We start from the raw sequence: 20,754 nt of genomic DNA, 5'->3' as shown, positions 1-20,754 counted from the left end.
GCAACATGTCCTCCATGACACGACAAGGGTCACCGAAAGGTTTTCAAGTCATGAATAAGTTGTCGTTCGTTTGCAGCCTGCTCGCGTTTCCCATCGCCGCCTCGGCCCAACAACACGATGCCTCCCGTTGGGGCATCGGCGCTGGCGCCGCCGCGATCGATAGTCCCTATGCAGGCGAAGACATTCGTATCCGCCCGATTCCACTGTTGAGTTACGAGGGGGAGAAGTTTTTCTTCCGCGGCCCGACCGGTGGATACCATTTCATCGATACACCGACGTTCTCTTTCGATCTCATCGGCGCCGCGCGCTTCGACGGCATCGACATCGAGGATCTGGGAGTCGACGAACTGGCCGCTCGCGGCGTAGATCGCCGTCTGCTCGAAGATCGCGACGATCAACTCGACGCGGGGCTCGGATTGAGCTGGCGTGGCGACTTCGGCGAAGTGCAGCTTCGCGCCGTCACGGACATAACGGATACCAGCGGCGGCCAGGAAGTGTCGCTGACTTACTCCTACCGCATGCAGATGGGATCATTCACGGTCACACCTCTGGTGGGCGTGTCTTATCTGTCCGAGGACCTTGCGGACTACTACTACGGCACCCTGGACGAAGAAGTTTCCCGAGGCGTCGTTGATTACAAACCCGGCGCCGCGGTGACTCATCAGGTGGGAGTCAACCTCATGCGGCCCTTCGGCGAGCATTGGGCAATGATGGGAAGCGTGCGCTACACATTGTTGCCCGATGAATTCACGGACAGTCCCTTGATCGAGTCCGACTCAGCCGCGTCCATGTTCCTCGGGCTGACTTACCGTTTCTGAAATCAAACAAAGCCCAATGGCTATGACGTACGACCGATTTTCCCACCGGGCGTGGAACCGCCTCGCGGCCCTGAATCTGGCGCTGTTCTTGGCCACCATGTTTGGAAACGCCTTCGCGCAGGACGCGCCCAAGCACGACTGGAGTTTGGCGGACATGGCATCGCAGAGAGGACGCATCTTCCTCGTCACAGGCGGGACGAGCGGCATCGGGTACGAAAGCGCGAAGGCCCTGGCAGCGGCGGGTGCGCAGGTCGTGATCGCCGCACGAAGTTCGGAGCGAGGCCAGGAGGCGATCGCGAGCATCCGACAGGAAACACCGAACGCGCGCGTGCAGTTCGAGGCGCTCGACCTGGCCAATCTCGCTTCGATCCGCGCGCTCGGCGAACGCCTCAACGCGACGCTGCCCCGTCTCGACGGCCTGATCAACAACGCGGGAATCATGGAGCCGCCGGAACGCGACACGTCGGCGGACGGATTCGAGATGCAATTTGCCGTCAACTACCTGGGCCACTTCGCCCTGACCGCGGAGTTGCTGCCGCTGTTGCAAAAGGCTACTTCACCGCGAGTCGTCACATTGTCCAGCATCGCCGCTGCGCGCGGCGCCCTCCATTTCTCGGATCTGCAATTCGAACAAGACTACGACGCGGGGTCCGCCTACGCTCAATCGAAGCTGGCCTGCCTGATGTTCGCCCTCGAACTGCAACGTCGCAGCGACGCTGCAGGTTGGGGAATCCAGAGCATCGCGTCCCATCCGGGTCTTTCGCGCACCAACCTGCAAGCCAATCACGGCTTCGTGCGTCGTAGTTTGAGGGTTCTGTTCCAGCCCGCTGCGCAAGGCGCGTTGCCGACGCTGTATGCCGCCACCGCGCCGGAGGCGCGAGGCGGGGCCTACTACGGGCCGACCGGCATGATGGAAGCACGTGGTCCGCTCGGCCTCGCCGAGGTGCCTCAATCCGCGATGGATGCCGAGGCTGCCGCCCGCTTGTGGAAGGTTAGCGAAGAACTCAGCGGCAAGCGATTCCCAACGCGCCTCGCAGACTGAATATTCCTCCCTCATGAACCGAACCATGACACCAGCGCCGCGTCGCCAACGCTTGCTGCAAGCCCTGTTCAACCTTCGTCACGAGGAGATCGGGCCGGTGCTGATCGCCGCCCTGTTCTTCTTCTGCGTGCTGACTGCGCTGATGCTGCTGAGGCCCGCGCGAGATGCGCTGGGCATGGAGCGCGGAATCGAGAGCATTCGTTGGCTGTTCATCGGCACTGCGGTGGTGACGCTGGCAGTGAACCCGTTGTTCGGCTGGCTGGTCAGCCGACTTCGACGCCTGCAGTTCATCGGCGCGACGTATGGTTTCTTCGTGCTGAGCCTGGTGGGCTTCTGGGCGCTGCTGATGTTTGCGCCCGGCGCGGTCGGCCAGCGCAGCGGGCAGGTGTTCTATGTCTGGTTCAGCGTGTTCAACCTGTTCGTCACCATGGTCTTCTGGGCGCTGCTGGCCGACCGCTTCAGCAGCGACCAGGGCAAACGCTTCTTCGCCTTGATTTCGGTGGGTGGCACGCTCGGCGCGATCTTTGGCCCCTGGCTCACGTCGCAACTGGCGCAGCCGTTGGGTACGCCCAACCTGCTGCTTGTCGCGGGCGGATTTCTGCTCGTGGCACTCGTTATGGCTTGGCTTCTGGTGCGAGTGACGCCGAATGTGGCGGACACCGCCAAGCCCGCCGAAAGGACTAACTTCACAAGCGAGGCCGAGCGCATTGGCGGTAGTGCTTGGGCGGGCCTGCGTGCTGTGTTCAGGTCGCCCTATCTCAGCGGCATCGCCGGTTACATCTTGCTGATGACCGTGCTCGCCACGTTCATCTACTTCACCCGTCTGCAGATGGTCGCAGCGGTGTCCGACAGCATGGATGCGCGCGCGGCGATTCTCGGCAACATCGACATGTGGACGCAGGTCGCGGTGCTGCTCCTGCAACTGACTCTGACTGGGAAGATCATCGAGCGCTTCGGACTCGGCGTGGCATTGGCGATCCTTCCTGCGGTTACTGCGCTCGGCTTCATAGGATTGGCAATCTACGGTTCATTCGTGGTTCTGATCCTTCTCGAGGCCGCCAACCGCGCCGTGCAGCGTGGCATCACCCGGCCGGCGCGGGAGGCACTATTCACCGTGGTCAGCCGTGAGGAGAAGTATAAGGCCAAGGCCTTCGTCGATACCTTCATGTACCGCGCAGGCGATGTCGTCGGCGCGCAAACCGAAGGTGTACTCGGACGGCTTGGGCTGGCGTTGGGCGGACTGGTTAGCGTGGTCGTACCGCTGGCGCTGATGTGGGCGGCGCTGGGCCTCTGGCTGGGGCGCGCGCAGGCGCGACGTGCGGTACTGCCACCGGCCGGCGCTGCGTCAGCGGCAGAGGCAATGTGAGTTTCCAAACTCATCCAGAGGCTCGACGTTGAAAGCTGGGCGCCGTGCTCCTTCGTTGTTGTCGCAGCTCCTAGCGACGATAGTCGCGGTAGCTCTATGCGTTCCGCTGTTGCATTTCCTCGTTGTTCTACTCGTTCAACCGGCTCCGCCTGCGTATTCGCTCGACGCGATTGCATCGGCGTTAGGCTCGGGCATTGCGATCGGGAAGTTGGACGTGCAACTCACGTCGCCGCCACCGGCCTCGCAGCAGGATCGGGCGTTGAGCCTGGCTCTCGCGGACAGGTTAGGCGTCGAACCCGGCGCGGTGCGAGTTGTCGTCGCAAAGCAGGCAGGAAACGATGTGCACCACGCGGTGAGTGCTATGGAGGAGATGCCGGATCAGATCGTGGGTGACTTCACCGCGGCGCTGCGCATGGGGGACGGGAGGTGGCGTGTGGTTCGGCCCATCACGTGATCGTCACGCTTTTGGAAAGCTCAGGGTGACCGCAAATCCACGACCGGCGATACCTTCCGAAACCTCAATCGACGCGCCATGCAACTGCGCAATTCGCGACACCAGCGATAAGCCGATTCCGCTACCGCGCTCGCTGGATCCAGGCACCCGGTAGAAGCGATCGAAAATTCTTTCACGCTCTTCGGCAGGCACGCCCGGACCGTCGTCGGCCACTCTCAATCGCACCTCTTGCGCACCGCCAGCCGCCGTCGCGTTCTTACAAGCGATCTCGATACGCCCGCCCTCGCCCGCATAACGAACTGCGTTGTCGATGAGATTGCGGACGAGAATGCCGAGCTCGTCGATGTATCCCTGCATCGTGCACGGCTCGATTTGCAAGGACAACGTTTGCTGCTTCTTGCTCGCCATGACCTCGAAGTCACGCGCAACCAACAGCACGAGCTCGTGCAGCTCAATGGAATGCGAGCCGCTCGCTTCCGGACGCGAGTCGATGCGGGCCAGATCCAGCAATTGCTCGGACAATCGGCCGCTGCGCTTCACAACGGCCATGAGGTTCAACAGCGCCTCGCGCTCGCTGCGCCCATCGCGGGCGTTGAGCGCCAATTCGGCATGCGCCGTGAGCGCGGCAAGCGGCGTGCGCAGCTCGTGAGCGGCGTCGGCAATGAAACGCCGCTCGCCTTCCAGTGCAGCGCTGAGTTGAACCAGCAACCGATTGAAAGAATCCACGAGCGGCTGAATCTCGCTGGGCACCTTGGTATTCGGTAGCGGCTCCAGGTCGAGCGAGTGACGCGCCTGGATAATGGCTTGCAGGCGATCGACCGAGCGAAGCGACAAACAGATGACGAGCCAGATCGCCAAGGTCAATAGCACAAATGTAACGATGGCAGCTAACAGCGCGAGCTGCATCTGATAGCGGGCCGCCGCATCCAATTCGCTCTGCGGCTTGCCAATTTGCACTTGGATTATATTCTCGGCGTCCGACAACGCGAACACACGCCACTCTTCCTCGCCGATGAGCACCATCGCGCGACCGTCTCGAAAATCCGGCTTGAGCGGTTTGCGGTCGATGGCCGGCGAGCCGAGCAATAAGCGCGCGCCGTCCTTCAACCAGACTTGAAAGGCCATTCGATGCTCACGCAGCCGCGGTTCGGCCGGCTCGGGCATGCGAAAGCCGGGCGGCTGGGATGTAAGCTCCAGATCTCGCGGCATGGATGTGATGATTTTCTCGGCGGTATCGCGCGAGATCTCGTCCCAAGCGGTTTCTTGTTGCTGCCTGGTTTGCAGTACCTGACAGCCGAACCAGGCGACCCATACCAACGAGATCACGATCAGGATCGTGAGCAGCAGTCGCCCGTGCAATGAAGCTGTCATTCTTTCGCATCGCCGACGCGATAGCCGTAGCCGTGTACGGTATCGATGAAATCCTCGCCGAGCTTGCGGCGAAGCTGATGAATGTAGACCGCGATGGTGTTGCTCTCGATCGTACCGTCACCGCCGTAGACCGCGTCTTCCAGTTGGCTACGCGAAAGCGCACGGCCGCGGTTCTCCATCAACGTCAGTAAGGTGCGGTACTCGTGCATGCCTAGCGGCACCGATTCACCCCCTCGCGTCACGACTCGCTTGGCGAGATCTATCACGACATCGCGATGGGCCAGCACCGGCAACACACGCCCTTGGCAACGGCGAAGCACGGCCCGAAGGCGGGCCGCCAGTTCGTCCAACTGAAAAGGCTTGACGAGGTAGTCGTCGGCGCCCGCGTCGAGTCCGCTGATGCGCTCGCTCAATTTGTCCCTCGCCGTGAGAATCAGCACCGGGGTGGTGTCGTAGCGCGACCGGGCAAACCTCAGCAAGTCCAGCCCATGCCCCCGCGGTAGCCCTAAATCGAGCAAGACCGCGGTGTAACTATGATCCATGAGTGCGAGGCGGGCACTCGCCGCGTCCGCGAGCCAATCGACACGCCACTCATGTTGCTCGAGGCCAGTTCGTACAGCCTCGGCCAACATCACGTCGTCTTCGATCAACAAAATGCGGACTGCGGCTTCCATGGAGGCGAGTTTGGCACGAGAGCGATTAAAGAGTTTTTAAAGACCTGACTGGCAAGGTGCGTCCATGACACGAGGAATCCTACCTCAGGCAAGGCTCATGGCGAACTGGACCGTTTCCGATATCCCCTCGCAACGCGGCCGTACGGCGGTCGTCACCGGCACTGGCGGCTTGGGATTCCAATGCGCGTTGGCGCTGGCTCATGCCGGTGCAAGCGTGATCGTCGCGGGTCGAAACGCATCGAAGGGAGCGAAGGCCGTCGAGCAGATTCGCCAAAGCGTGGTGCAATCGAACGTAAGTTTCGAAGCCCTGGATCTCGCCAGTCTCGCATCCATCGAGGCATTCGGCCACAGGCTGCGCAGCTCGCGGCGCAGCCTCGACCTGCTGATCAACAACGCGGCCGTGATGTCGCCGCCGAAGCGACTGGCGACTGCCGACGGCTTCGAGTTGCAGTTTGGCACGAACTATTTGGGCCACTTTGCCTTGACCGCTCAACTGCTGCCACTGCTCGGCAAGAGCAATGAGCCGCGCGTGATCAGTCTCTCGAGCCTCGCCGTCCGGGACGGCGCCATCGATTTCGACGATCTCCAATCGGATCGCCGCTACCAGCCGATGGTCGCCTACAGCCAATCGAAACTCGCCTGTCTGATGTTTGCGTTCGAGTTACAACGCCGTAGCACTGCTGCCGGCTGGGGCATCCAGAGCATCGCCGCCCATCCAGGCATTTCGCGCACCGATCTATTGCCCAATGGCGCCGGCGCATGGAGCGTCGCGGGCATGGCACGTCGCTTCTTATGGTTCCTGTTCCAGCCGGCCGCGCAGGGCGCGTTGCCGGCGCTGTTCGCTGCCACTTCGAGGCAGGCGCGAGGCGGCTGCTATTACGGCCCAGATCGGCTTGGCGAAACCCGAGGCCATCCCACCGTTGCCAAAATTCCCCCGCAAGCACTGGAGACGAGCCACGCTGCAAGGCTATGGATTGAGTCGCAACGCCTTACCCAAGCGATCTATGAAGTCTGACCGCATCGACATGACACGGCGGCAAATGACCGCCATGCTGCTGCTGGCCCCGCTCGCCATAACGCACTCGTCATCGAGAGCGGATCAGGCAGACCCGCCCTATTCGGCCATCGATTTCGACTGGGTCGACCGAGCTCGTTCGCGCCCGGTGCCTGCCCGCCTCTACTGGCCGACGGCTGCATCGTCTGAGATGCCGGTGCCACTCGTAGTGTTCTCCCATGGCATTGGCGGCTCGCGGCAAGGTTATAGCTATCTCGGCAAACATTGGTCAACCCACGGCATCGCCAGTCTGCACGTCCAGCATGTCGGCAGCGACGCGGCGCTTTGGCGGGGCAATCCGTTCGGCGTGATTGGCCGTCTGCACGCCGCCGCTCAGGAACAAGAGGCCATCGCACGCGCCGCCGATGTGCGCTTCGCGCTCGATCGAATGCTCTCAGGCGAAGCCGGCCACCATGCTGCTGCTGTAAACCGTCAGCGCCTGATCGCGGCGGGTCACTCGTACGGCGCGAACACCACGCTGCTCACGATCGGGGCGCAAGTCGTGAGAAACGGTCAGACGATCGACTGCCTGGATCCTCGCTTCTCCGCCGCGGTCGTGATCTCCGCGCCGCCGTTCTACGGCGAAACCGATCTGCCGGCCGTGCTGAGGAATGTTTCTGTCCCGACCCTGCACGTGACTGCGACCGACGACGTGATCGAGATTCCGGGCTATCACTCCGAGGTGGCGGATCGGCTGGCCATCTTCGATGCGATCGCCAGTCCGCAGAAACTGCTCGCTGTGTTTCGAGGCGGCTCACATAGCATGTTCACCGATCGTCCGTTCACCGGCGGCCTGTCACTCAACGCCAAGGTCAAGGCCGCCACCGCGGATCTCACGTTGGCCTTCTTCGCATTCGCCTTCGAGCGTAACAACGCAGCGCTCACGCAATGGCAAACGAACTGGCGGCCTATCCTGGCGCAAGCGCCCGCTACCGACCTCGCGCCGTTGGTGAACATGGCGCCCGCCAGCGTGAGTTTATAACATCGGCCCCTGAAGCGACGCCAAATTCAGCTGGCCACGCGGATCACGATTTTGCCGAAGTGACGTCCGGCTTTCAGGTGCTCGTAAGCGAGCGGCGCCTCATTGAAAGCAAACTCACGATCGATCACCGGGCGGATCTGCGACACCTCTAGAAAGCCCATGAGATCTTCCAGCATGGCACGGCTGCCGACCATGATGCCGCTGAGCCTCTTGATGCCTCGAATCAGCGCGATCGGTTCGAGCGGCGTATTGCCAAAGCCGGTGAGGCCCCCGATGACTGACACCGTTCCACCCATGCGAGTGGCGTCCAATGCACGTCGTAGCGTGCCGGAGCCACCCACTTCCACGGTGAGATCGACACCACGTCCGCCCGTGAGACGCAGTACTTCATCCTGCCACTCCGGCGTGGTGCGATAGTTGATCGTCGCCTCTGCGCCCAACGAGCGCGCGCGTTCCAGCTTCTCGTCGCTGGACGACGTGATGATGGCCCGCAGTCCCGCAGCCTTCGCCAGCTGCAGGGCGATAATCGAAACGCCGCCTGTTCCCTGCAAGAGCACTGTCGCGCCTGGCTTGAGGCCGCCGTCGACAAATAACGTGTTCCAAGCAGTCGTGCCCGCGCATGACAGCGTCGCGGCCTCGCTGTAGCTGAGATACGCAGGAATACGAACCACCGCGTCTTCATGCGCGACGAATGACTCCGCCAGCGCACCATTGATGTGAGTTCCGAACGTGACCGCTGTTTTGTGTGGATCGGGGACCCCGTCGATCCAGCCTGGAAAATAGCTATGCGTGACGCGGTCGCCCGGCTTGCATCTCGTGACGCGCGCACCGACCGCGATGACTTCGCCTGCGCCATCGCCGAGCGGCACCAGCGGCGCATCCTTCAAGTTGATGTAGTCGCCTCGGGCATACATCAAATCCCGGTAGTTCAGCGAAGCCGCGTGCGTCTTTACGAGTACTTCATGCGGAGCGGGCGCCGGCGTCGGAATGTCCGCGAGCCGCAAGCCCGACGACCCCTCACCGGGGCGCAATTGATAAGCCTTCATGCAAGTTTCCTGTGAGAAGCGACGTAGGAATCGCGAGTTGCTACGATATCGGAGCGCTGCTGTCCCCATTGCGGAGAAATCGTCCGCGCACTGGCGCCTCATAGGAACCAATCAGAGACCAAGTTCGTGAACGATCGATTGAATGGCGTGGCGGTCTTCGTCGCCGCCGTCGAGGCGGGCAACTTCGCCATGGCGGCCCAGCGTCTTGCGGTGACTCGCTCGGCGGTGGCCAAGACCATCGCGAAACTGGAACAGCGCCTGAAGGTGCGGCTGTTCAATCGCACCACTCGCCAGCAAAGCCTGACCGATGACGGCCAGGCGTATTACGAACGTTGCGTTCGCGCCCTGGCCGAGCTGGACGCCGCGGAGGAATGTTTTGAAAGTGGCCGCAGAGAACCTAGCGGAACGTTACGCGTCACCGCGCCATTGCTGTTCGGACGGCGTTGCGTGGCGCCGATCCTGCTGGAGCTGACTCAGCGATATCGCAAACTGCAGCTCGAGATCAGTTTCAACGATCGTGTGGTCGATCTGGTCCAGGAAGGGTTCGATCTCGCGGTCCGCATCGGTGAGTTGCGAGACAGCTCGCGACTGGTCGCGCGACAATTGGGTATGCAGCGCATGGGCATCTGCGCGGCGCCGGAGTATCTGGATCGCAACGGTCGCCCGACGAACGCGTTCGAGCTCAACGGGCACGCCGGGATTGCATACCTCAGCTCGGGTCGGCCCGTGCCGTGGCGAGTCTATGGCGATCGCGGCGACGTATTCCTTCCACGTATGAGCACGCGCGTCGGCTTCGACGACGTACAGGCCATCGCTGATGCTGCCATCGGCGGCGCAGGCCTCGCGTGGTTGCCATGCTGGATGATCGGGCCCGAAGTAAGAAATGGCCGGCTGGAGCTCATCATGAACAGCGAGCGCGTGCCGGCGACTGAGATCCACGCCGTCTGGCCCCGCATGAGGCATCTGCCGCTCAAAGTGCGAGTTGCGGTCGATGCACTCGTCAAACAGGTGCCCGAGTTGCTCAGCTAGCATCCACAGTCTGGTCCACGACTACCGCCTCGACGCAGCGTCGATCAATTCCTCGCTCTTCGCCCAGAGCTGCTTGGCTTTGTCGCCATCGAGCGCATATGCCCGCGCGCCATCGGCAAAAGGGTTTGGCGTGTCGTTGATCGGCGCGACCGCGCAATCTTCGATGTAACGTCCGCCGATCGCGTCCTTGTCAGCCACGACTGCAACCCACACCGAGGTTGCCGCAGCCTGCGCGATCTCTTTGAGCTCCGCTGGCGGAAGACCCGCATCGGCGCGAGCTTTGCCAACGGTTGCGAGAAGACCATGAGTCCAAGGTCGGACTCCGGACGTGAGGGCTCACCGATGTTCCTCCTCAGCGCTTGGCCTGCTTTTGCTGCTGTATCGGCTGATACGAGTCGCGGCGGATACAGTAGACGCCCGTTGGATTGCGAATCCAGACAATGTCACCTTGGTCGGCGATGAGATTTCCGATCTGCTCGAAATCGAACCGCGGCACCAGGAAGGTGGACTTGAACTTCACCTGCTGCTCTTTCGCTGCGCTCGCTGCGGTGTCGTTCGCCATCATCGTCAGTATCGCGGCGTAACCCGCCTCCAACTCTGTCTCCAGCCTTGTGTTGGCGGAGTCGTCGAAAGCCGCCACCGAGTCTAGTGTGTACTTGCCGGGCAGCTGATACATATATTTATATCGCCATTGCGGCTCCAGCGGTGCACCCTTGCGCTTCGCCGGCTTGTCCGACGGTGACTCCACGATCAAGGCGGCAGCGATCGCCAGCGACTCCGGTTCGTCGTGCGTCTTGACCACATACACATAGGGCGTGGTCCGAGATGCCGTTGCGTTCGGCTGCTCATGGAAGGCAATGCCGGAACGCGCTACCGCCGATTTGAAGGCGCGGATCGGGTCCGATCCGATCCTACCCTGCAGAACCTCGACGTCCTTATTCGTGGTCGAGTCGATGGCCTTGATGTTGGCCGCCACGCCAAGCGGCCCCAGCAGGAGCCCGGCGGCCGCGCCGCCGCCGCCGAAGTTCTGGAAGTACACGACGTTCTTGTTCGCGTCCAGATGCTTGGACATGTGATTTGTTTGGTCCAGAGCGGCCGTGCGCGCCAATGCCAGGTCACTATTGGCACGCTGACTTGCAATCGGGCCTTGATTCCCGGGTGCTGAAACGCATCCACCCAGCGCCAGCGCGCAAATACCCATGAGCGCAGTCAATTTGAAGCGCACGACAACTCCCCTTTGCTCCGTGGTTCGCCTTGTAGTTGGCCTTATTGTTGGCCCGCTGTTAAAAGTTATGGCGGGAGAGTAACAGCGACGAAACTGCGCGTCGACTCCGTTTCCAGCAAATACGAGTGTCGCGAACAGATACGGAGCGTTCGAACGCACTATTCCGGTCGCGCGGAGTCCTGCAATACACTGTCCTTCCACCACACAGGAACGATCCCATGGACCGGAGAACTTCTCTCTCGCTGCTCACCGTCGGACTAGCTACGGCAGGGGTCAGCGCCGCTGCGACTGCCCAGGACACCGGTGGGATAAAGCTTATGGTTCTTTACGGTCAGCCGCCGAACCCCGAGGAATTCGAGAAATATTACCTCGGCGTCCATATGCCGCTGGTCGCCGCCGTCAAGGGTGCACGCAGGGTGGAAGCGGCCAAATGTCTGCCGCAAGCCGACGGTTCGCCGCCAGCGTTCTATCGGGTGTTCGAAATGTGGTTTGACAGCCCTGAACAGATGGCCGCTGTGTTCGATACGCCCGAAGGAAAAAAGGTGCGAGCGGACGTCCCAAACTTCACTTCGGGAACAACCGTTACACGACTGGTTTGTAAGCTGGACTGAACTGGAAGATCCGGTTCGGCGCTGACCCTTCACGAGCGTCAGCGCCGCAACAGTCAGAGCTTGAACCCGCCGCTCGCTTCGATCACCTGGGCGGTTACCCAACGGCCTTCGTCGGAGGCCAGGAACGCCACCACGGCGGCATTCATGTCTGTTCTTATCCAGCCGGGCGCGACGGCATTGGGGTCGCGCAGCTGCCTCCTTTCATGGCTGAGCCGTTTGTGGCGGATGGCACGTTGTCTCGCGTGCTTCCCGGCTGGTCAGAGATCCCGGCTCCTGTCCACGCCGTATTCGCGTCGAGCCGCTACATGGATCCCAAAGTGCGCAGCTTCGTGGATCTCTGCCGAAGCGCATTCAAGGGCAACGACGGCAGCTAACACATCGACTCCTCGCATGGCCGCGCCGACAACACTTCGTCGTTTCGAGGTTCCGGACGGCGCGGCTTCCAAAAAGATCTTTCCGGATACCGGTAAGTCATTGATACATCGGCAATCCAAAGACTTTCTATTCCTCGCCGATCAATCAGGAGGCCAACCCATCCTCTCCCAGTTCACCGTCGGCATGTGGCCAAAGCAGCCACATCGCCAGACACTGGAGGAGCGATGCAATGATCAGCGACAACACTCACGCCCCCGCCACGATCCGCGTGGAGGGTCATCGCGTCCAGGCTGCAGAGATCGCGGCCGTGTGTCACGGCCACGTCCGCTATTCACCCGCTCGATCCATATGGTTCACGATTATGTTTATTGGGACTGTGGTGGGCGGCGTCGCGACGGCCACGCCTTCGGCAGTCGCATTGTTCGGGATCAGCACGGCCGTCGTTCTGCTCTTCGGACACTCGCTCGGCAGTCACCGCAAGCTGATCCACAACAGCTACCAGTGTCCGCGCTGGCTGGCCTACCTGTTCGTCTACTGCGGGACGATGGTCGGTTTGTCAGGGCCGATCGCTCTGTTACGACAGCATGAATTGCGCGACTACGCGCAGCGGCTGCCGAGGTGTCACGACTACCTCCGTCACGGTAGCGGGTTCTGGCGCGACGCCTGGTGGCAATTGCATTGTGATCTGCATCTCGATGCGCCGCCCGAAATTCACATTGAAGCCGCAGTGGCCAACGACAAGTTCTACTGCTTTCTCGAACGCACCTGGATGCTGCAGCAGTTGCCATGGGCGCTGGCGTTTTATGTCTGGGGCGGATGGAGTTTCGTCTTCTGGGGCGTATGTGCGCGTGTGACCGCCGGTGTGCTCGGACATTGGTTGATCGGATACTTCGCCCACAATCACGGTGAGATGCACTATCGCGTGCGTAATGCGGCGGTCCAGGGACGGAACATCCGCTGGACCTCTCTGCTCACCATGGGTGAGTGCTGGCACAACAACCATCACGCGTACCCAGGCTCTGCGAAACTCGGCCTGTTCGACGGCGAGTGGGACCCAGGTTGGTGGGTACTGGTCGCACTTAGAAGAGTTGGGCTCGTCTGGGACGTGCGACTGCCCGAAGACCTGCCGCCGCGACCCGAACTGATGCCGCTCGATTCATCAGCCGGCCTGCAGTTCGACAGCAGGCTTTGGCGCCCCATGCCGCAACTTCCGATGAGCGAGCCGCGATGATGCCCTCCCCTCTACACATCGCAGTCGTTGGCGCCGGTATCGCCGGCATGAGTGTCGCGATCCTACTTGGCCGGCAAGGTCACCGCGTCACCGTGTTCGAACGCCGTCCACCATCGGCACCTCAAGGCGCCGGAATGCTGCTGCAACCGGTCGGACTGGACGCATTGCGAGCGCTGGGCCTGCTCGCCACGATCGAATCGCAAGGGAGCCGAATCGACCGCATCTACCGGGTGGATACGGCCAACGCAGCCACCTTCCGCCTGGTCTATCCATCAGGCTTGCACGATCACGCCGTGGGCATTCGCCGCTCCGTGCTTTATCGAAGTCTTTGGGGCGCACTCACGAACACGTGCGCCGATGTCCGATCTGGCGTGTGCGTTCAAGATATCGTAACGAGCGGCGCCGCAAGCTGGCTCACTCTGGACGACGGCGAAACATCCGGTCCTTATGACGTCGTCGTCATCAGTGACGGCGTCCATTCTCGATTGCGCCTTCATGTAACACCGGCGGTTGAAGTTGCACGCCGCGAACGGGGAGGACTAAGCGTCGACGCGCTCTTGCCATCAGGATGCGACCCGGGCCAACTCCTGCAGATCCATCGGGGACACGATGAATACCTCGGCGTGCTCCCAACCGGTGTCGATGAACGAGGCCAACACCGCGCGACGCTGTTCATCAACAAGTCGCAGTCCCAGGTCGAGGCACTCGAGCGAGGTGACTTCGACGCTTGGCGAAGGTCCCTGGGCTTGAAGTATCCGGAGCTACGCAGCTCGCTCGACGAGTTGACGGGATTCGATGCCCTTCAGCATTGGTCGTTCGCAGAAGTCAGAATGCGGACTTGGCACACAAAGCATCTCGTCTGCATCGGCGACGCGGCGCATGCGCTCGATCCGCAATTGGGCATGGGCGCAAACATGGCGTTGGCAGATGCAATCACTCTGGCCGCGGTACTGCGCGATGTAACGCCGCCGCAAGTGCCCAATGCGCTCGCCACCTATCGAGCGGCACGCGAATCCCAACTACGAACCTACGAAACAGCCAGCCGCACTCTCTCCACACTCACGAAATCGGAGGGAGCATTCGGCGCTGCCGCCAACCGGATCGCGAGCGGCTTTGGCAGCAAATTGCCGTTCGTCAGACGCCGAATCGTCGACGCAGTCTGCGGTTACGCAGGACTCGACGTGCGGCAGTGGCAGCGAACTATCGAGACCGCATCGATGACGGGGCTGCGGTTGCACGGGGATCGGGAACTCGTTGCGACATGACCTGTCATCTGGATGGACCCCGCGCAAATCGTCAGATGAAGTCAGCGCGGTCCGCCGATCCCGAACAACATCAACCCTGGAAGTGGCGCTACCGAATGCGAAAGACTCACTGGATGGGACAGGCCGCACTCGTCATCTCGACATTACTCGTTGCAGGAGGCGCATTGGCGGCTCCGGCCGCGGAAAATCCGATCCGTCCCCAGGCGATTCGGGCGCACATGAATTTTCTGGCGGACGATTTGCTGGAAGGCCGAGAAGCCGGCACGCGCGGCTATGACATCGCGGCAAAGTACGTCGCGGCGCAGTTTGCGACGCTAGGTCTCGAGCATGGCGCAGGCAATGGAAGTTATTTTCAGAACGTCCCCTTGCGCAAGAGCACGCTACTCGCGGAGAGTGCGCGGCTCACCATCGAGACGCGTTCGGGCCGCAAGACCTATGCTGAAGGCCAAGGCGTCGTGATCTATCCGAGCCTGAAAGAGACAGATCAGGCGTTGCAAGCATCGGTTGTCTTTGCGGGATTCGGGGTCGTGGCTCCGGAATTCGGTCTCGACGCTTACGCAGATCTCGATGTCAAAGGGCGAATCGTCGCGCTGTTAGCGGGCCCACCGCCCGGGATTCCCATGGAGGCCGCAGCACACTACGCATCGCAGAAGGCGCGCACCGCGCTGTCCCGAGGTGCGCTCGGCATTCTGCTGATTTACACGCCGGCACGAGAAGCCTTGTTCGCATTCGATCGCCTGCGGAGCACGATTGGAGCGACGGTCTCATGGATCGGACCCGACGGGCAGCCCCGCGAGGGCACGGATTCAAGCGCGTACGTCGGCATCATCAACATGACTACGGCGAAAGAATTGTTCGCCAGCGCGCCGCGGAGTCTCGATGAGGTGGTGACCGAAGCGAACACCCGCTCGCCCAAGGGATTTCCGCTCGACGCCAGGATATCGCTGACCCGCCGTAGCACCCACGAGGCATCCGTGAGCGCGAATGTTCTGGGGCTGCTGCCCGGCAGCGATCCAGCCCTTTCCCGGCAGATCGTCGTGATCTCCACCCATCTCGATCATGTGGGAATCGGAAAACCCGTGAACGGCGACGCGATCTACAATGGCGCGCTGGACAACGCCGTGGGTGTTGCGAGCACGATCGAAGTCGCACGCGCCCTCGTCGAGGGCTCACCCCGGCCGAAACGCACGATACTGTTCGCGGCTGTGACGGCTGAGGAAAAAGGTCTGATCGGATCGGACTACTTCGCTCATCATCCGAGCGTGTCCAAAGATCGCATCGTTGCGAATGTCAATTTCGATGGCGCGTTGGCGCTGTTCGATTTCGCGGACATCGTCGCTTACGGCGCGGAGCACTCCACGTTGGGTCAAAGCGTCGAGCAAGTGGCGGACCAGATGGGACTCCTCCTCAGTCCCGATCCTTATCCAAACCGAGGCACGTTTACCGGGTCCGACCATTACTCGTTCGTACAGCGGGGCGTGCCGGCCATTTTTCTTCTACAAGGCGTGGGTAAACAGGCAGACGGCCGGTTGGGCAAGGACGTGTGGGACTCGTGGATGAGCACTCATTATCATCAGCCCTCGGATGACATGAAGCAGGCCATCGATTTCGGAGCGTGCGCGAAGTTCGCGGAAGTCTATCGCCGCCTGTTATTGCAAGTTGCAAATGCCACGGACGCGCCCCGCTGGTATGCCGGCGATCTATTCGGCGAGCGGTTCGCTCCTGATGCGCCGAAAGCACCGCGTCGATGACGGGCTGAATTGCGCTTCGCCGAAATCTCCTGCTCCATCGCTAGCACGTCGAAGTGCCGCCGCTCAACCGGATCGGCGCTCCGAGCTGCGAGCGCATGACCGCCAAGGGCTTGAGGTCGAATCTCGCTCGATCTTCGTCGGTGACGGCGTCTTCGTCCACAGGGTACAGCACGGTCGGCCGGCCGGACTCATAGACGCACTTTGTGCCGTACCATTGCGGCTTGTTCTGTTTCATCATGAATCGATCCCAGCTCGATGCCACCATGTAGAGATGGTCTTTGTTCGAGGGGTCCAGTGTCATGCCCATCCACGCAAGCGACGTAGCCATACGATAATGATCGAGGGTTTGACCATGATGAAACACCACGGCCGCGCAAAAGAAATCGTGCCCAGTACGCAGTTGACCGGCGGCGAGCAGAGCTAGAACTTCGGCTCTTCGCTGCTCATCTCTTTGGAGCAGCCGCTCGGACGTCATTTTGTGATCCTCCGCATACATCGTGACAAGACGGGGATTGTCCGCTGGCGGATCTGCTGCATGACTCAGCCCAACAAAACCGCAAGTAAACAGGAACACCCAGAGCACGGCTGCCGAATGGCACATTGACTCACCCGAGGCGAGGATTTCGAGAAAACATAGTACGCCTGCCGGCCAAACGCCAGCCGCTTCGGCTCAACGAGGCGTCAGTCTCAGCAGCCGTCCTCCGGAGCCGCCCTGCTGATCTTCGAGCACCCAGATCGCTCCGTCCGGACCTTGTTCCACTTCCCGGATGCGCTGGTTCAGATTGATACGCTGTACCTCACGCGCGGTAGCGCCGTTGATCTCTACTCGAATGAGTGCCCGGGCGGAAAGCCCACCGATGAACGCGTTGCCGCGCCATTGCGAGAAGAGATTGGCGTCATAAATAATGAGGCCCGCGGGTGAGATCACTGGATTCCAGGACACTTCGGGGGCGTTGAATTCCGGTCGGGTGTTGTGATCTGGAATCACCCTGCCGTCATAGTGATCGCCATTCGAGACGATGGGCCAGCCGTAGTTGGAGCCGCACGAAATGATTGGGCCCCGTTACCTTCGGCGCCTGTCGCCAGAGGACCTGGACGTTCGACAATGAGCCGCCTCCCTGCGGACTCAATGTCAGCCTCGCCCTTGCCACCGCTGTTCCGCGCGTGTTGTTCGCACCGGCTTCGGCGAAACTGAAATAAATCAGATTGTTTGCCGCGAACCCGGGGTGCAATACGACATCTGCAAGTCCGCCCTGCCCTCCATACGACACGGTGGGCACGCCTGTGATATTGGCTGTCGAACCGCCGACCGTATATACCTTCAGCTGTCCTCTCTTTTCAGTGACCAGCAGCCGGCCATCGGGCAGAAACGTCATTGCCCAGGGCTCACTGAACTGCGCCATGGGAGTCGCCACGACTGCTTGCGTTGCTATCAAAGGCGCCGCTGTGGCCTTACTACCGACAGCGCCGCAGACGGCGAGAAGCACGATGGCGGGTGCGAACCCTGCGACTTTTTTCAGGTTCATTTCCAACTCCTCCGTGAGATTCCAACAGGGACCCAGCGGGAGTGACCGGGCCGACGCGCAAGTTCCGCCCACGCACGCCGGTCGCGGCTCGCAAACTCCACTTCGCTGTTGGGCGCGGCGTTTGCGAGCGCCGAGGACATCTTGACGACAGAGGATTTCGCGGAAGGCGTCCAGGCGTTCCGAGAAAAGCGCCCGCCGGTTTATCGCGGACGCTGACCGGCAGCGATTCGTACGCCTTCGAGGATGCTCGCTTTCAGCTCCTCTGTGGTGAAAGCGTCTTGCCGAAACAGAGGCCGCTCCCAGTCGCCCTGCTGAACGACGCACACCACGAAGTTGCCCGTTGCAGCGAATTCCGGATACCAGCCGACATCCAGAACGATGCCCGCCGGGTATTCGATCTGCGCGAGATCTTCCTTTAAGTCTTCTGTCTGGTCCGCTAGCGGCCGAGACTCATCGATGGGGTCGAGATCCCAGAACGCCACTGTGCCTGTTTTCCAGTCGAAGTTGCCGGAGATCATCGAGGAGTCGTCAGTTTGATGGATCAACTATATCTAGAGTGAACAGCGGAAGTTGCTCAAGCAGGGAAACCCTGAAGTGGCTTCTCCAGCCGTCGCAACCGTGGCTCACCGGGAGAGCAACACAATACAAAATTTTGGTGCTATCGTCCCGGCCTGTTCCGACCATCTTCTAGAATCCGGGTGCGAACAAGAACACTGATACAGCTCGCATGCACCATGATCGTGCTCATCGCGCCAACGGCGCGCGCTCGATCCGACCCGCGAGATCTCGCAACACTCCCACACTGCATGGACCATCGAAGTCCTTCGGCGCATCGCCGAAGGAGACCGCAATCGCGACATCGGCGAACGCCTCGATATTTCCGAAGAGACCGTGAAGGCGCACATCAAGCACATCATGGACAAGCTCGGCGCGAAGGATCGCACGCAGGCCGTCGCCATCGGCGTTCGACGCGGCATCATCCAGCTTTGATGAACCTACCTTCTCCAGAAGCTTCGGCTCGTCAAGTCTTCACCCGTCCGTCGAGACCGTAACGCTCTCCCATGCACGGATCTCCTCCTCCAATGCCGACAACTTGCCGCGCACGAGTCCGAGTGCATCGCTGCCGAGCAGAAGATGTGCGGGTGGGCAGTCGGCAGCGATCGCTGCGAGCATCGCGCGAGCAGCTTTCTCAGGATCTCCCAGTTGCTTGCCGCTTTTCTCCTCACGAGCTTTGCGGATGGGATCGAAGATATCGTCGTAATCGGGAATTGAGCGCGGCGTGCGCGTCATGGAGCGGCCAGCCCAATCGGTGCGGAACGAACCCGGCGCTACGGCTGTCACCGCGATACCGAACGGCTTGACCTCTTTGCCGACGGCTTCCGAGATGCCTTCAAGCGCGAACTTGCTCCCGCAGTAGTAAGCGATGCCCGGCATCGTGATGTAACCGCCCATCGATGTGATATTCAGGATGTGGCCACGGCGGCGCGCACGCATGAAGGGCAAGACCGCCTTCATCATGGCGACCGCTCCAAATACATTCACATCGAACTGGCGGCGCATCTCCGCTAGCGGCGACTCTTCCATGATGCCTTCGTGGCCGTAGCCGGCGTTGTTGACCAGCACGTCGATGGGACCCACGCTCCTTTCGATCTCCGACACGACACCGTCGACGGCATCGAACTCGGTCACATCGAGCACACGACCGAATGCGGCAATCGCAGACAGCGACTCGAAATCGCGCTTTGCCTGTGCACTCCTCACCGTACCGACAACTTTGTGACCGGCCGCAAGCGCCTCTTGCGCGAGCGCCCGACCGAAGCCGCTGCTGACGCCAGTGATGAGCAGAGTCTTGCTGGATGTCATCGAAGCACTATCCCGAATGTTTGTGGAGAGTGCATACTGGTCTGACGAGCGAGGCCAAGGAAGCGCCATTTCGCTACTTTTCTTGCATAAACCTATGAGACCGAAGCGCGCCTCCACCGAGCATCCCGGGCTATCCTCTCGGAACCAGCAACGCATCGCTTCCCTGCTGCGCACGTTAGCTCCCGATGAGGGCTATAACCTCACGCCACTACCAAGCGTCCGCATCCTGCGTTCGAACCGACCGTTGTCGCGCACACCGGTGCTGTACGACCCTGGCATCGTGATCGTTTGCCAGGGCCGCAAGCGAGGTTACTTCGGCGGCCAACTCTATCTCTACGATGAGCATCATTACCTGGCCGTGTCCGTGCCCGTACCGTTCAGCATGGAAACCGACGCAACGCCGGAGCGGCCGCTGCTAGCGTTGTATCTGCATCTCGATTTCACATTGGCCGCTGAGCTTGCGGCGCAGATCGACCGCGAAGGCGCCACCGAACGTATGCAAGCGCCTCGGAGCATGACGTCGACACCGATGGATGAGACGATGCAGATGTCCGTGCTCCGTTTCCTCGAGGCGATGCACAGGCCGCTGGAAGCCGCCGTATTGGGCCCAAGCTTGTTGCGCGAATTGTATTTCCGTGTGCTCACCGGGGCTCAGGGACGCTCGATGCGGGAAGCTTTGGCGATGCGCGGGCAGTTCGGAAAGATTGGCAGATCGCTACGACTCATCCACTCCAGCTACGCGCAGTCGCTCGACGTAACGCAGCTTGCCGAGGAAGCCGGCATGAGCGTTCCAAGCTTTCATAGCCACTTCAAAGCGATCACGCAGGTATCGCCGATGCAGTACGTGAAATCGACGCGTCTGCATCAGGCTCGCCTGTTGATGGTGCGCCAGGACCTGACCGCGGAAGCCGCGGGCCTCGCGGTGGGTTATACAAGCCCATCCCAGTTCAGCAGAGAGTTCAAGCGGCTTTTCGGATTGGCACCAGCCGCTGAGGCGAAGCGTATGCGTGAGAGCTTCGCGCTTCCGGCGGCGTTCGCCGATGCAACATATGTCTCGTCGCACTGAGCCTG

Annotated in this window: 21 protein-coding genes and 3 pseudogenes; 14 read left to right on the top strand and 10 right to left on the bottom strand. The window is 61.2% G+C overall.

Annotation, left to right across the window (positions count from 1 at the left end):
• Window positions 1-50 precede the first annotated feature (50 nt).
• From VGD45_RS26000 to VGD45_RS25985, 4 genes are all read left to right on the top strand, one after another.
• Window positions 51-818, top strand: a complete 768-nt coding sequence (locus VGD45_RS26000; RefSeq protein ID WP_331158292.1) for a MipA/OmpV family protein — start codon at window positions 51-53, stop codon at window positions 816-818.
• 97 nt (window positions 819-915) lie between these two features.
• A complete protein-coding gene (locus tag VGD45_RS25995; protein ID WP_349263370.1) occupies window positions 916-1,860 on the top strand; it encodes an SDR family oxidoreductase in 945 nt (314 codons plus the stop codon).
• Window positions 1,861-1,885: 25 nt separating this feature from the next.
• Window positions 1,886-3,226, top strand: coding sequence for an NTP/NDP exchange transporter (locus tag VGD45_RS25990; protein ID WP_331158290.1), 1,341 nt, complete (start codon window positions 1,886-1,888; stop codon window positions 3,224-3,226).
• A 214-nt stretch (window positions 3,227-3,440) separates the two neighbouring features.
• Window positions 3,441-3,680: a hypothetical protein gene (locus tag VGD45_RS25985; RefSeq protein WP_331158289.1), complete on the top strand. Its 240-nt coding sequence runs from the start codon at window positions 3,441-3,443 to the stop codon at window positions 3,678-3,680.
• A gap of 3 nt (window positions 3,681-3,683) precedes the next feature.
• Here VGD45_RS25985 and VGD45_RS25980 read toward each other — a convergent pair whose 3' ends face one another.
• Window positions 3,684-5,051, bottom strand: a complete 1,368-nt coding sequence (locus VGD45_RS25980; RefSeq protein WP_331158288.1) for an ATP-binding protein — start codon at window positions 5,049-5,051, stop codon at window positions 3,684-3,686.
• A complete protein-coding gene (locus tag VGD45_RS25975; protein ID WP_331158287.1) occupies window positions 5,048-5,725 on the bottom strand; it encodes a response regulator transcription factor in 678 nt (225 codons plus the stop codon). Before VGD45_RS25975 ends, VGD45_RS25980 begins: the two co-directional genes overlap by 4 nt.
• 97 nt (window positions 5,726-5,822) lie before the next feature.
• Here VGD45_RS25975 and VGD45_RS25970 point away from each other — a divergent pair, with 97 nt between their 5' ends.
• Both VGD45_RS25970 and VGD45_RS25965 read left to right on the top strand, forming a co-directional pair.
• The gene (locus VGD45_RS25970; RefSeq protein WP_331158286.1) at window positions 5,823-6,740 is read left to right on the top strand and encodes an SDR family oxidoreductase; all 918 of its coding nucleotides are present in this window, start codon (window positions 5,823-5,825) and stop codon (window positions 6,738-6,740) included.
• The gene (locus tag VGD45_RS25965) at window positions 6,730-7,761 is read left to right on the top strand and encodes a hypothetical protein (protein ID WP_331158285.1); all 1,032 of its coding nucleotides are present in this window, start codon (window positions 6,730-6,732) and stop codon (window positions 7,759-7,761) included. The genes VGD45_RS25970 and VGD45_RS25965 overlap by 11 nt, the downstream gene beginning before the upstream one ends.
• Window positions 7,762-7,787: 26 nt before the next feature.
• Here the strand turns inward: VGD45_RS25965 and VGD45_RS25960 are convergent, their stop codons facing one another.
• Window positions 7,788-8,807, bottom strand: coding sequence for an NAD(P)-dependent alcohol dehydrogenase (locus VGD45_RS25960; protein ID WP_331158284.1), 1,020 nt, complete (start codon window positions 8,805-8,807; stop codon window positions 7,788-7,790).
• 126 nt (window positions 8,808-8,933) lie between these two features.
• Here VGD45_RS25960 and VGD45_RS25955 point away from each other — a divergent pair, with 126 nt between their 5' ends.
• On the top strand, window positions 8,934-9,836 hold the full coding sequence (locus tag VGD45_RS25955; RefSeq protein WP_331158283.1) for a LysR family transcriptional regulator: 903 nt from the start codon (window positions 8,934-8,936) through the stop codon (window positions 9,834-9,836).
• 21 nt (window positions 9,837-9,857) lie between these two features.
• Here VGD45_RS25955 and VGD45_RS25950 read toward each other — a convergent pair.
• A pseudogene (locus VGD45_RS25950) lies at window positions 9,858-10,139 on the bottom strand (shikimate dehydrogenase); the annotation flags it as partial.
• Window positions 10,140-10,188: 49 nt separating this feature from the next.
• Window positions 10,189-10,908, bottom strand: coding sequence for a hypothetical protein (locus VGD45_RS25945; RefSeq protein ID WP_331158281.1), 720 nt, complete (start codon window positions 10,906-10,908; stop codon window positions 10,189-10,191).
• A 371-nt stretch (window positions 10,909-11,279) separates the two neighbouring features.
• Here VGD45_RS25945 and VGD45_RS25940 point away from each other — a divergent pair, with 371 nt between their 5' ends.
• On the top strand, window positions 11,280-11,672 hold the full coding sequence (locus VGD45_RS25940; RefSeq protein ID WP_331158280.1) for an EthD family reductase: 393 nt from the start codon (window positions 11,280-11,282) through the stop codon (window positions 11,670-11,672).
• A 53-nt stretch (window positions 11,673-11,725) separates the two neighbouring features.
• Here VGD45_RS25940 and VGD45_RS34220 read toward each other — a convergent pair.
• Window positions 11,726-11,851, bottom strand: a pseudogene (locus tag VGD45_RS34220) (short-chain dehydrogenase); the annotation flags it as partial.
• 24 nt (window positions 11,852-11,875) lie between these two features.
• Between VGD45_RS34220 and VGD45_RS25935 the strand changes: the two are divergent.
• The 4 genes from VGD45_RS25935 (at window position 11,876) to VGD45_RS25920 (ending at window position 16,294) form a co-directional block, all read left to right on the top strand.
• Window positions 11,876-12,046 (top strand): LysR substrate-binding domain-containing protein, encoded by a 171-nt coding sequence (locus VGD45_RS25935; RefSeq protein ID WP_349263364.1) that lies wholly within the window; start codon window positions 11,876-11,878, stop codon window positions 12,044-12,046.
• A gap of 230 nt (window positions 12,047-12,276) precedes the next feature.
• On the top strand, window positions 12,277-13,278 hold the full coding sequence (locus VGD45_RS25930) for an acyl-CoA desaturase (RefSeq protein WP_331158279.1): 1,002 nt from the start codon (window positions 12,277-12,279) through the stop codon (window positions 13,276-13,278).
• Window positions 13,275-14,543 carry an NAD(P)/FAD-dependent oxidoreductase gene (locus tag VGD45_RS25925; RefSeq protein WP_331158278.1) on the top strand — a complete coding sequence of 423 codons (1,269 nt, stop codon included), beginning with the start codon at window positions 13,275-13,277 and terminating at the stop codon, window positions 14,541-14,543. Before VGD45_RS25930 ends, VGD45_RS25925 begins: the two co-directional genes overlap by 4 nt.
• Before the next feature lie 95 nt (window positions 14,544-14,638).
• Window positions 14,639-16,294, top strand: a complete 1,656-nt coding sequence (locus VGD45_RS25920; RefSeq protein WP_331158277.1) for a M20/M25/M40 family metallo-hydrolase — start codon at window positions 14,639-14,641, stop codon at window positions 16,292-16,294.
• Window positions 16,295-16,334: 40 nt separating this feature from the next.
• Here the strand turns inward: VGD45_RS25920 and VGD45_RS25915 are convergent, their stop codons facing one another.
• The 3 genes and pseudogenes from VGD45_RS25915 to VGD45_RS25900 all read right to left on the bottom strand — a co-directional run bounded on the left by VGD45_RS25915 (window position 16,335) and on the right by VGD45_RS25900 (window position 18,365).
• Window positions 16,335-16,769, bottom strand: a complete 435-nt coding sequence (locus VGD45_RS25915; protein WP_331158276.1) for a hypothetical protein — start codon at window positions 16,767-16,769, stop codon at window positions 16,335-16,337.
• Window positions 16,770-16,964: 195 nt separating this feature from the next.
• A pseudogene (locus tag VGD45_RS34215) lies at window positions 16,965-17,820 on the bottom strand (PQQ-dependent sugar dehydrogenase).
• A 200-nt stretch (window positions 17,821-18,020) separates the two neighbouring features.
• Window positions 18,021-18,365: a hypothetical protein gene (locus tag VGD45_RS25900; RefSeq protein ID WP_331158274.1), complete on the bottom strand. Its 345-nt coding sequence runs from the start codon at window positions 18,363-18,365 to the stop codon at window positions 18,021-18,023.
• Between the two features lie 238 nt (window positions 18,366-18,603).
• Between VGD45_RS25900 and VGD45_RS25895 the strand changes: the two genes are divergently transcribed.
• On the top strand, window positions 18,604-18,810 hold the full coding sequence (locus VGD45_RS25895) for a response regulator transcription factor (protein ID WP_331158434.1): 207 nt from the start codon (window positions 18,604-18,606) through the stop codon (window positions 18,808-18,810).
• A 39-nt stretch (window positions 18,811-18,849) separates the two neighbouring features.
• Here VGD45_RS25895 and VGD45_RS25890 read toward each other — a convergent pair whose 3' ends face one another.
• Window positions 18,850-19,683 carry an oxidoreductase gene (locus VGD45_RS25890; RefSeq protein ID WP_331158273.1) on the bottom strand — a complete coding sequence of 278 codons (834 nt, stop codon included), beginning with the start codon at window positions 19,681-19,683 and terminating at the stop codon, window positions 18,850-18,852.
• Window positions 19,684-19,777: 94 nt separating this feature from the next.
• Here VGD45_RS25890 and VGD45_RS25885 point away from each other — a divergent pair, with 94 nt between their 5' ends.
• On the top strand, window positions 19,778-20,749 hold the full coding sequence (locus VGD45_RS25885; protein ID WP_331158272.1) for an AraC family transcriptional regulator: 972 nt from the start codon (window positions 19,778-19,780) through the stop codon (window positions 20,747-20,749).
• Window positions 20,750-20,754: the final 5 nt, after the last annotated feature.

Origin of the sequence: Steroidobacter sp., assembly GCF_036402275.1 — a bacterium.
Lineage (GTDB): Bacteria > Pseudomonadota > Gammaproteobacteria > Steroidobacterales > Steroidobacteraceae > Steroidobacter.
The sequence above is the reverse complement of the archived record's forward strand: the minus strand, read 5'-3'. Positions and strand labels throughout refer to the sequence as shown.

Coding starts and splice junctions, on each gene's coding strand:
- VGD45_RS26000 (WP_331158292.1), top strand. CDS start 51: ATGAATAAGTTGTCGTTCGTTTGCAGCCTGCTCGCGTTTCCCATCGCC.
- VGD45_RS25990 (WP_331158290.1), top strand. CDS start 1,886: ATGACACCAGCGCCGCGTCGCCAACGCTTGCTGCAAGCCCTGTTCAAC.
- VGD45_RS25960 (WP_331158284.1), bottom strand. CDS start 8,807: ATGAAGGCTTATCAATTGCGCCCCGGTGAGGGGTCGTCGGGCTTGCGG.
- VGD45_RS25890 (WP_331158273.1), bottom strand. CDS start 19,683: ATGACATCCAGCAAGACTCTGCTCATCACTGGCGTCAGCAGCGGCTTC.
- VGD45_RS25980 (WP_331158288.1), bottom strand. CDS start 5,051: ATGACAGCTTCATTGCACGGGCGACTGCTGCTCACGATCCTGATCGTG.
- VGD45_RS25935 (WP_349263364.1), top strand. CDS start 11,876: ATGGCTGAGCCGTTTGTGGCGGATGGCACGTTGTCTCGCGTGCTTCCC.
- VGD45_RS25970 (WP_331158286.1), top strand. CDS start 5,823: ATGGCGAACTGGACCGTTTCCGATATCCCCTCGCAACGCGGCCGTACG.
- VGD45_RS25925 (WP_331158278.1), top strand. CDS start 13,275: ATGATGCCCTCCCCTCTACACATCGCAGTCGTTGGCGCCGGTATCGCC.
- VGD45_RS25975 (WP_331158287.1), bottom strand. CDS start 5,725: ATGGAAGCCGCAGTCCGCATTTTGTTGATCGAAGACGACGTGATGTTG.
- VGD45_RS25885 (WP_331158272.1), top strand. CDS start 19,778: ATGAGACCGAAGCGCGCCTCCACCGAGCATCCCGGGCTATCCTCTCGG.
- VGD45_RS25995 (WP_349263370.1), top strand. CDS start 916: ATGTTTGGAAACGCCTTCGCGCAGGACGCGCCCAAGCACGACTGGAGT.
- VGD45_RS25945 (WP_331158281.1), bottom strand. CDS start 10,908: ATGTCCAAGCATCTGGACGCGAACAAGAACGTCGTGTACTTCCAGAAC.
- VGD45_RS25915 (WP_331158276.1), bottom strand. CDS start 16,769: ATGACGTCCGAGCGGCTGCTCCAAAGAGATGAGCAGCGAAGAGCCGAA.
- VGD45_RS25940 (WP_331158280.1), top strand. CDS start 11,280: ATGGACCGGAGAACTTCTCTCTCGCTGCTCACCGTCGGACTAGCTACG.
- VGD45_RS25930 (WP_331158279.1), top strand. CDS start 12,277: ATGATCAGCGACAACACTCACGCCCCCGCCACGATCCGCGTGGAGGGT.
- VGD45_RS25920 (WP_331158277.1), top strand. CDS start 14,639: ATGCGAAAGACTCACTGGATGGGACAGGCCGCACTCGTCATCTCGACA.
- VGD45_RS25965 (WP_331158285.1), top strand. CDS start 6,730: ATGAAGTCTGACCGCATCGACATGACACGGCGGCAAATGACCGCCATG.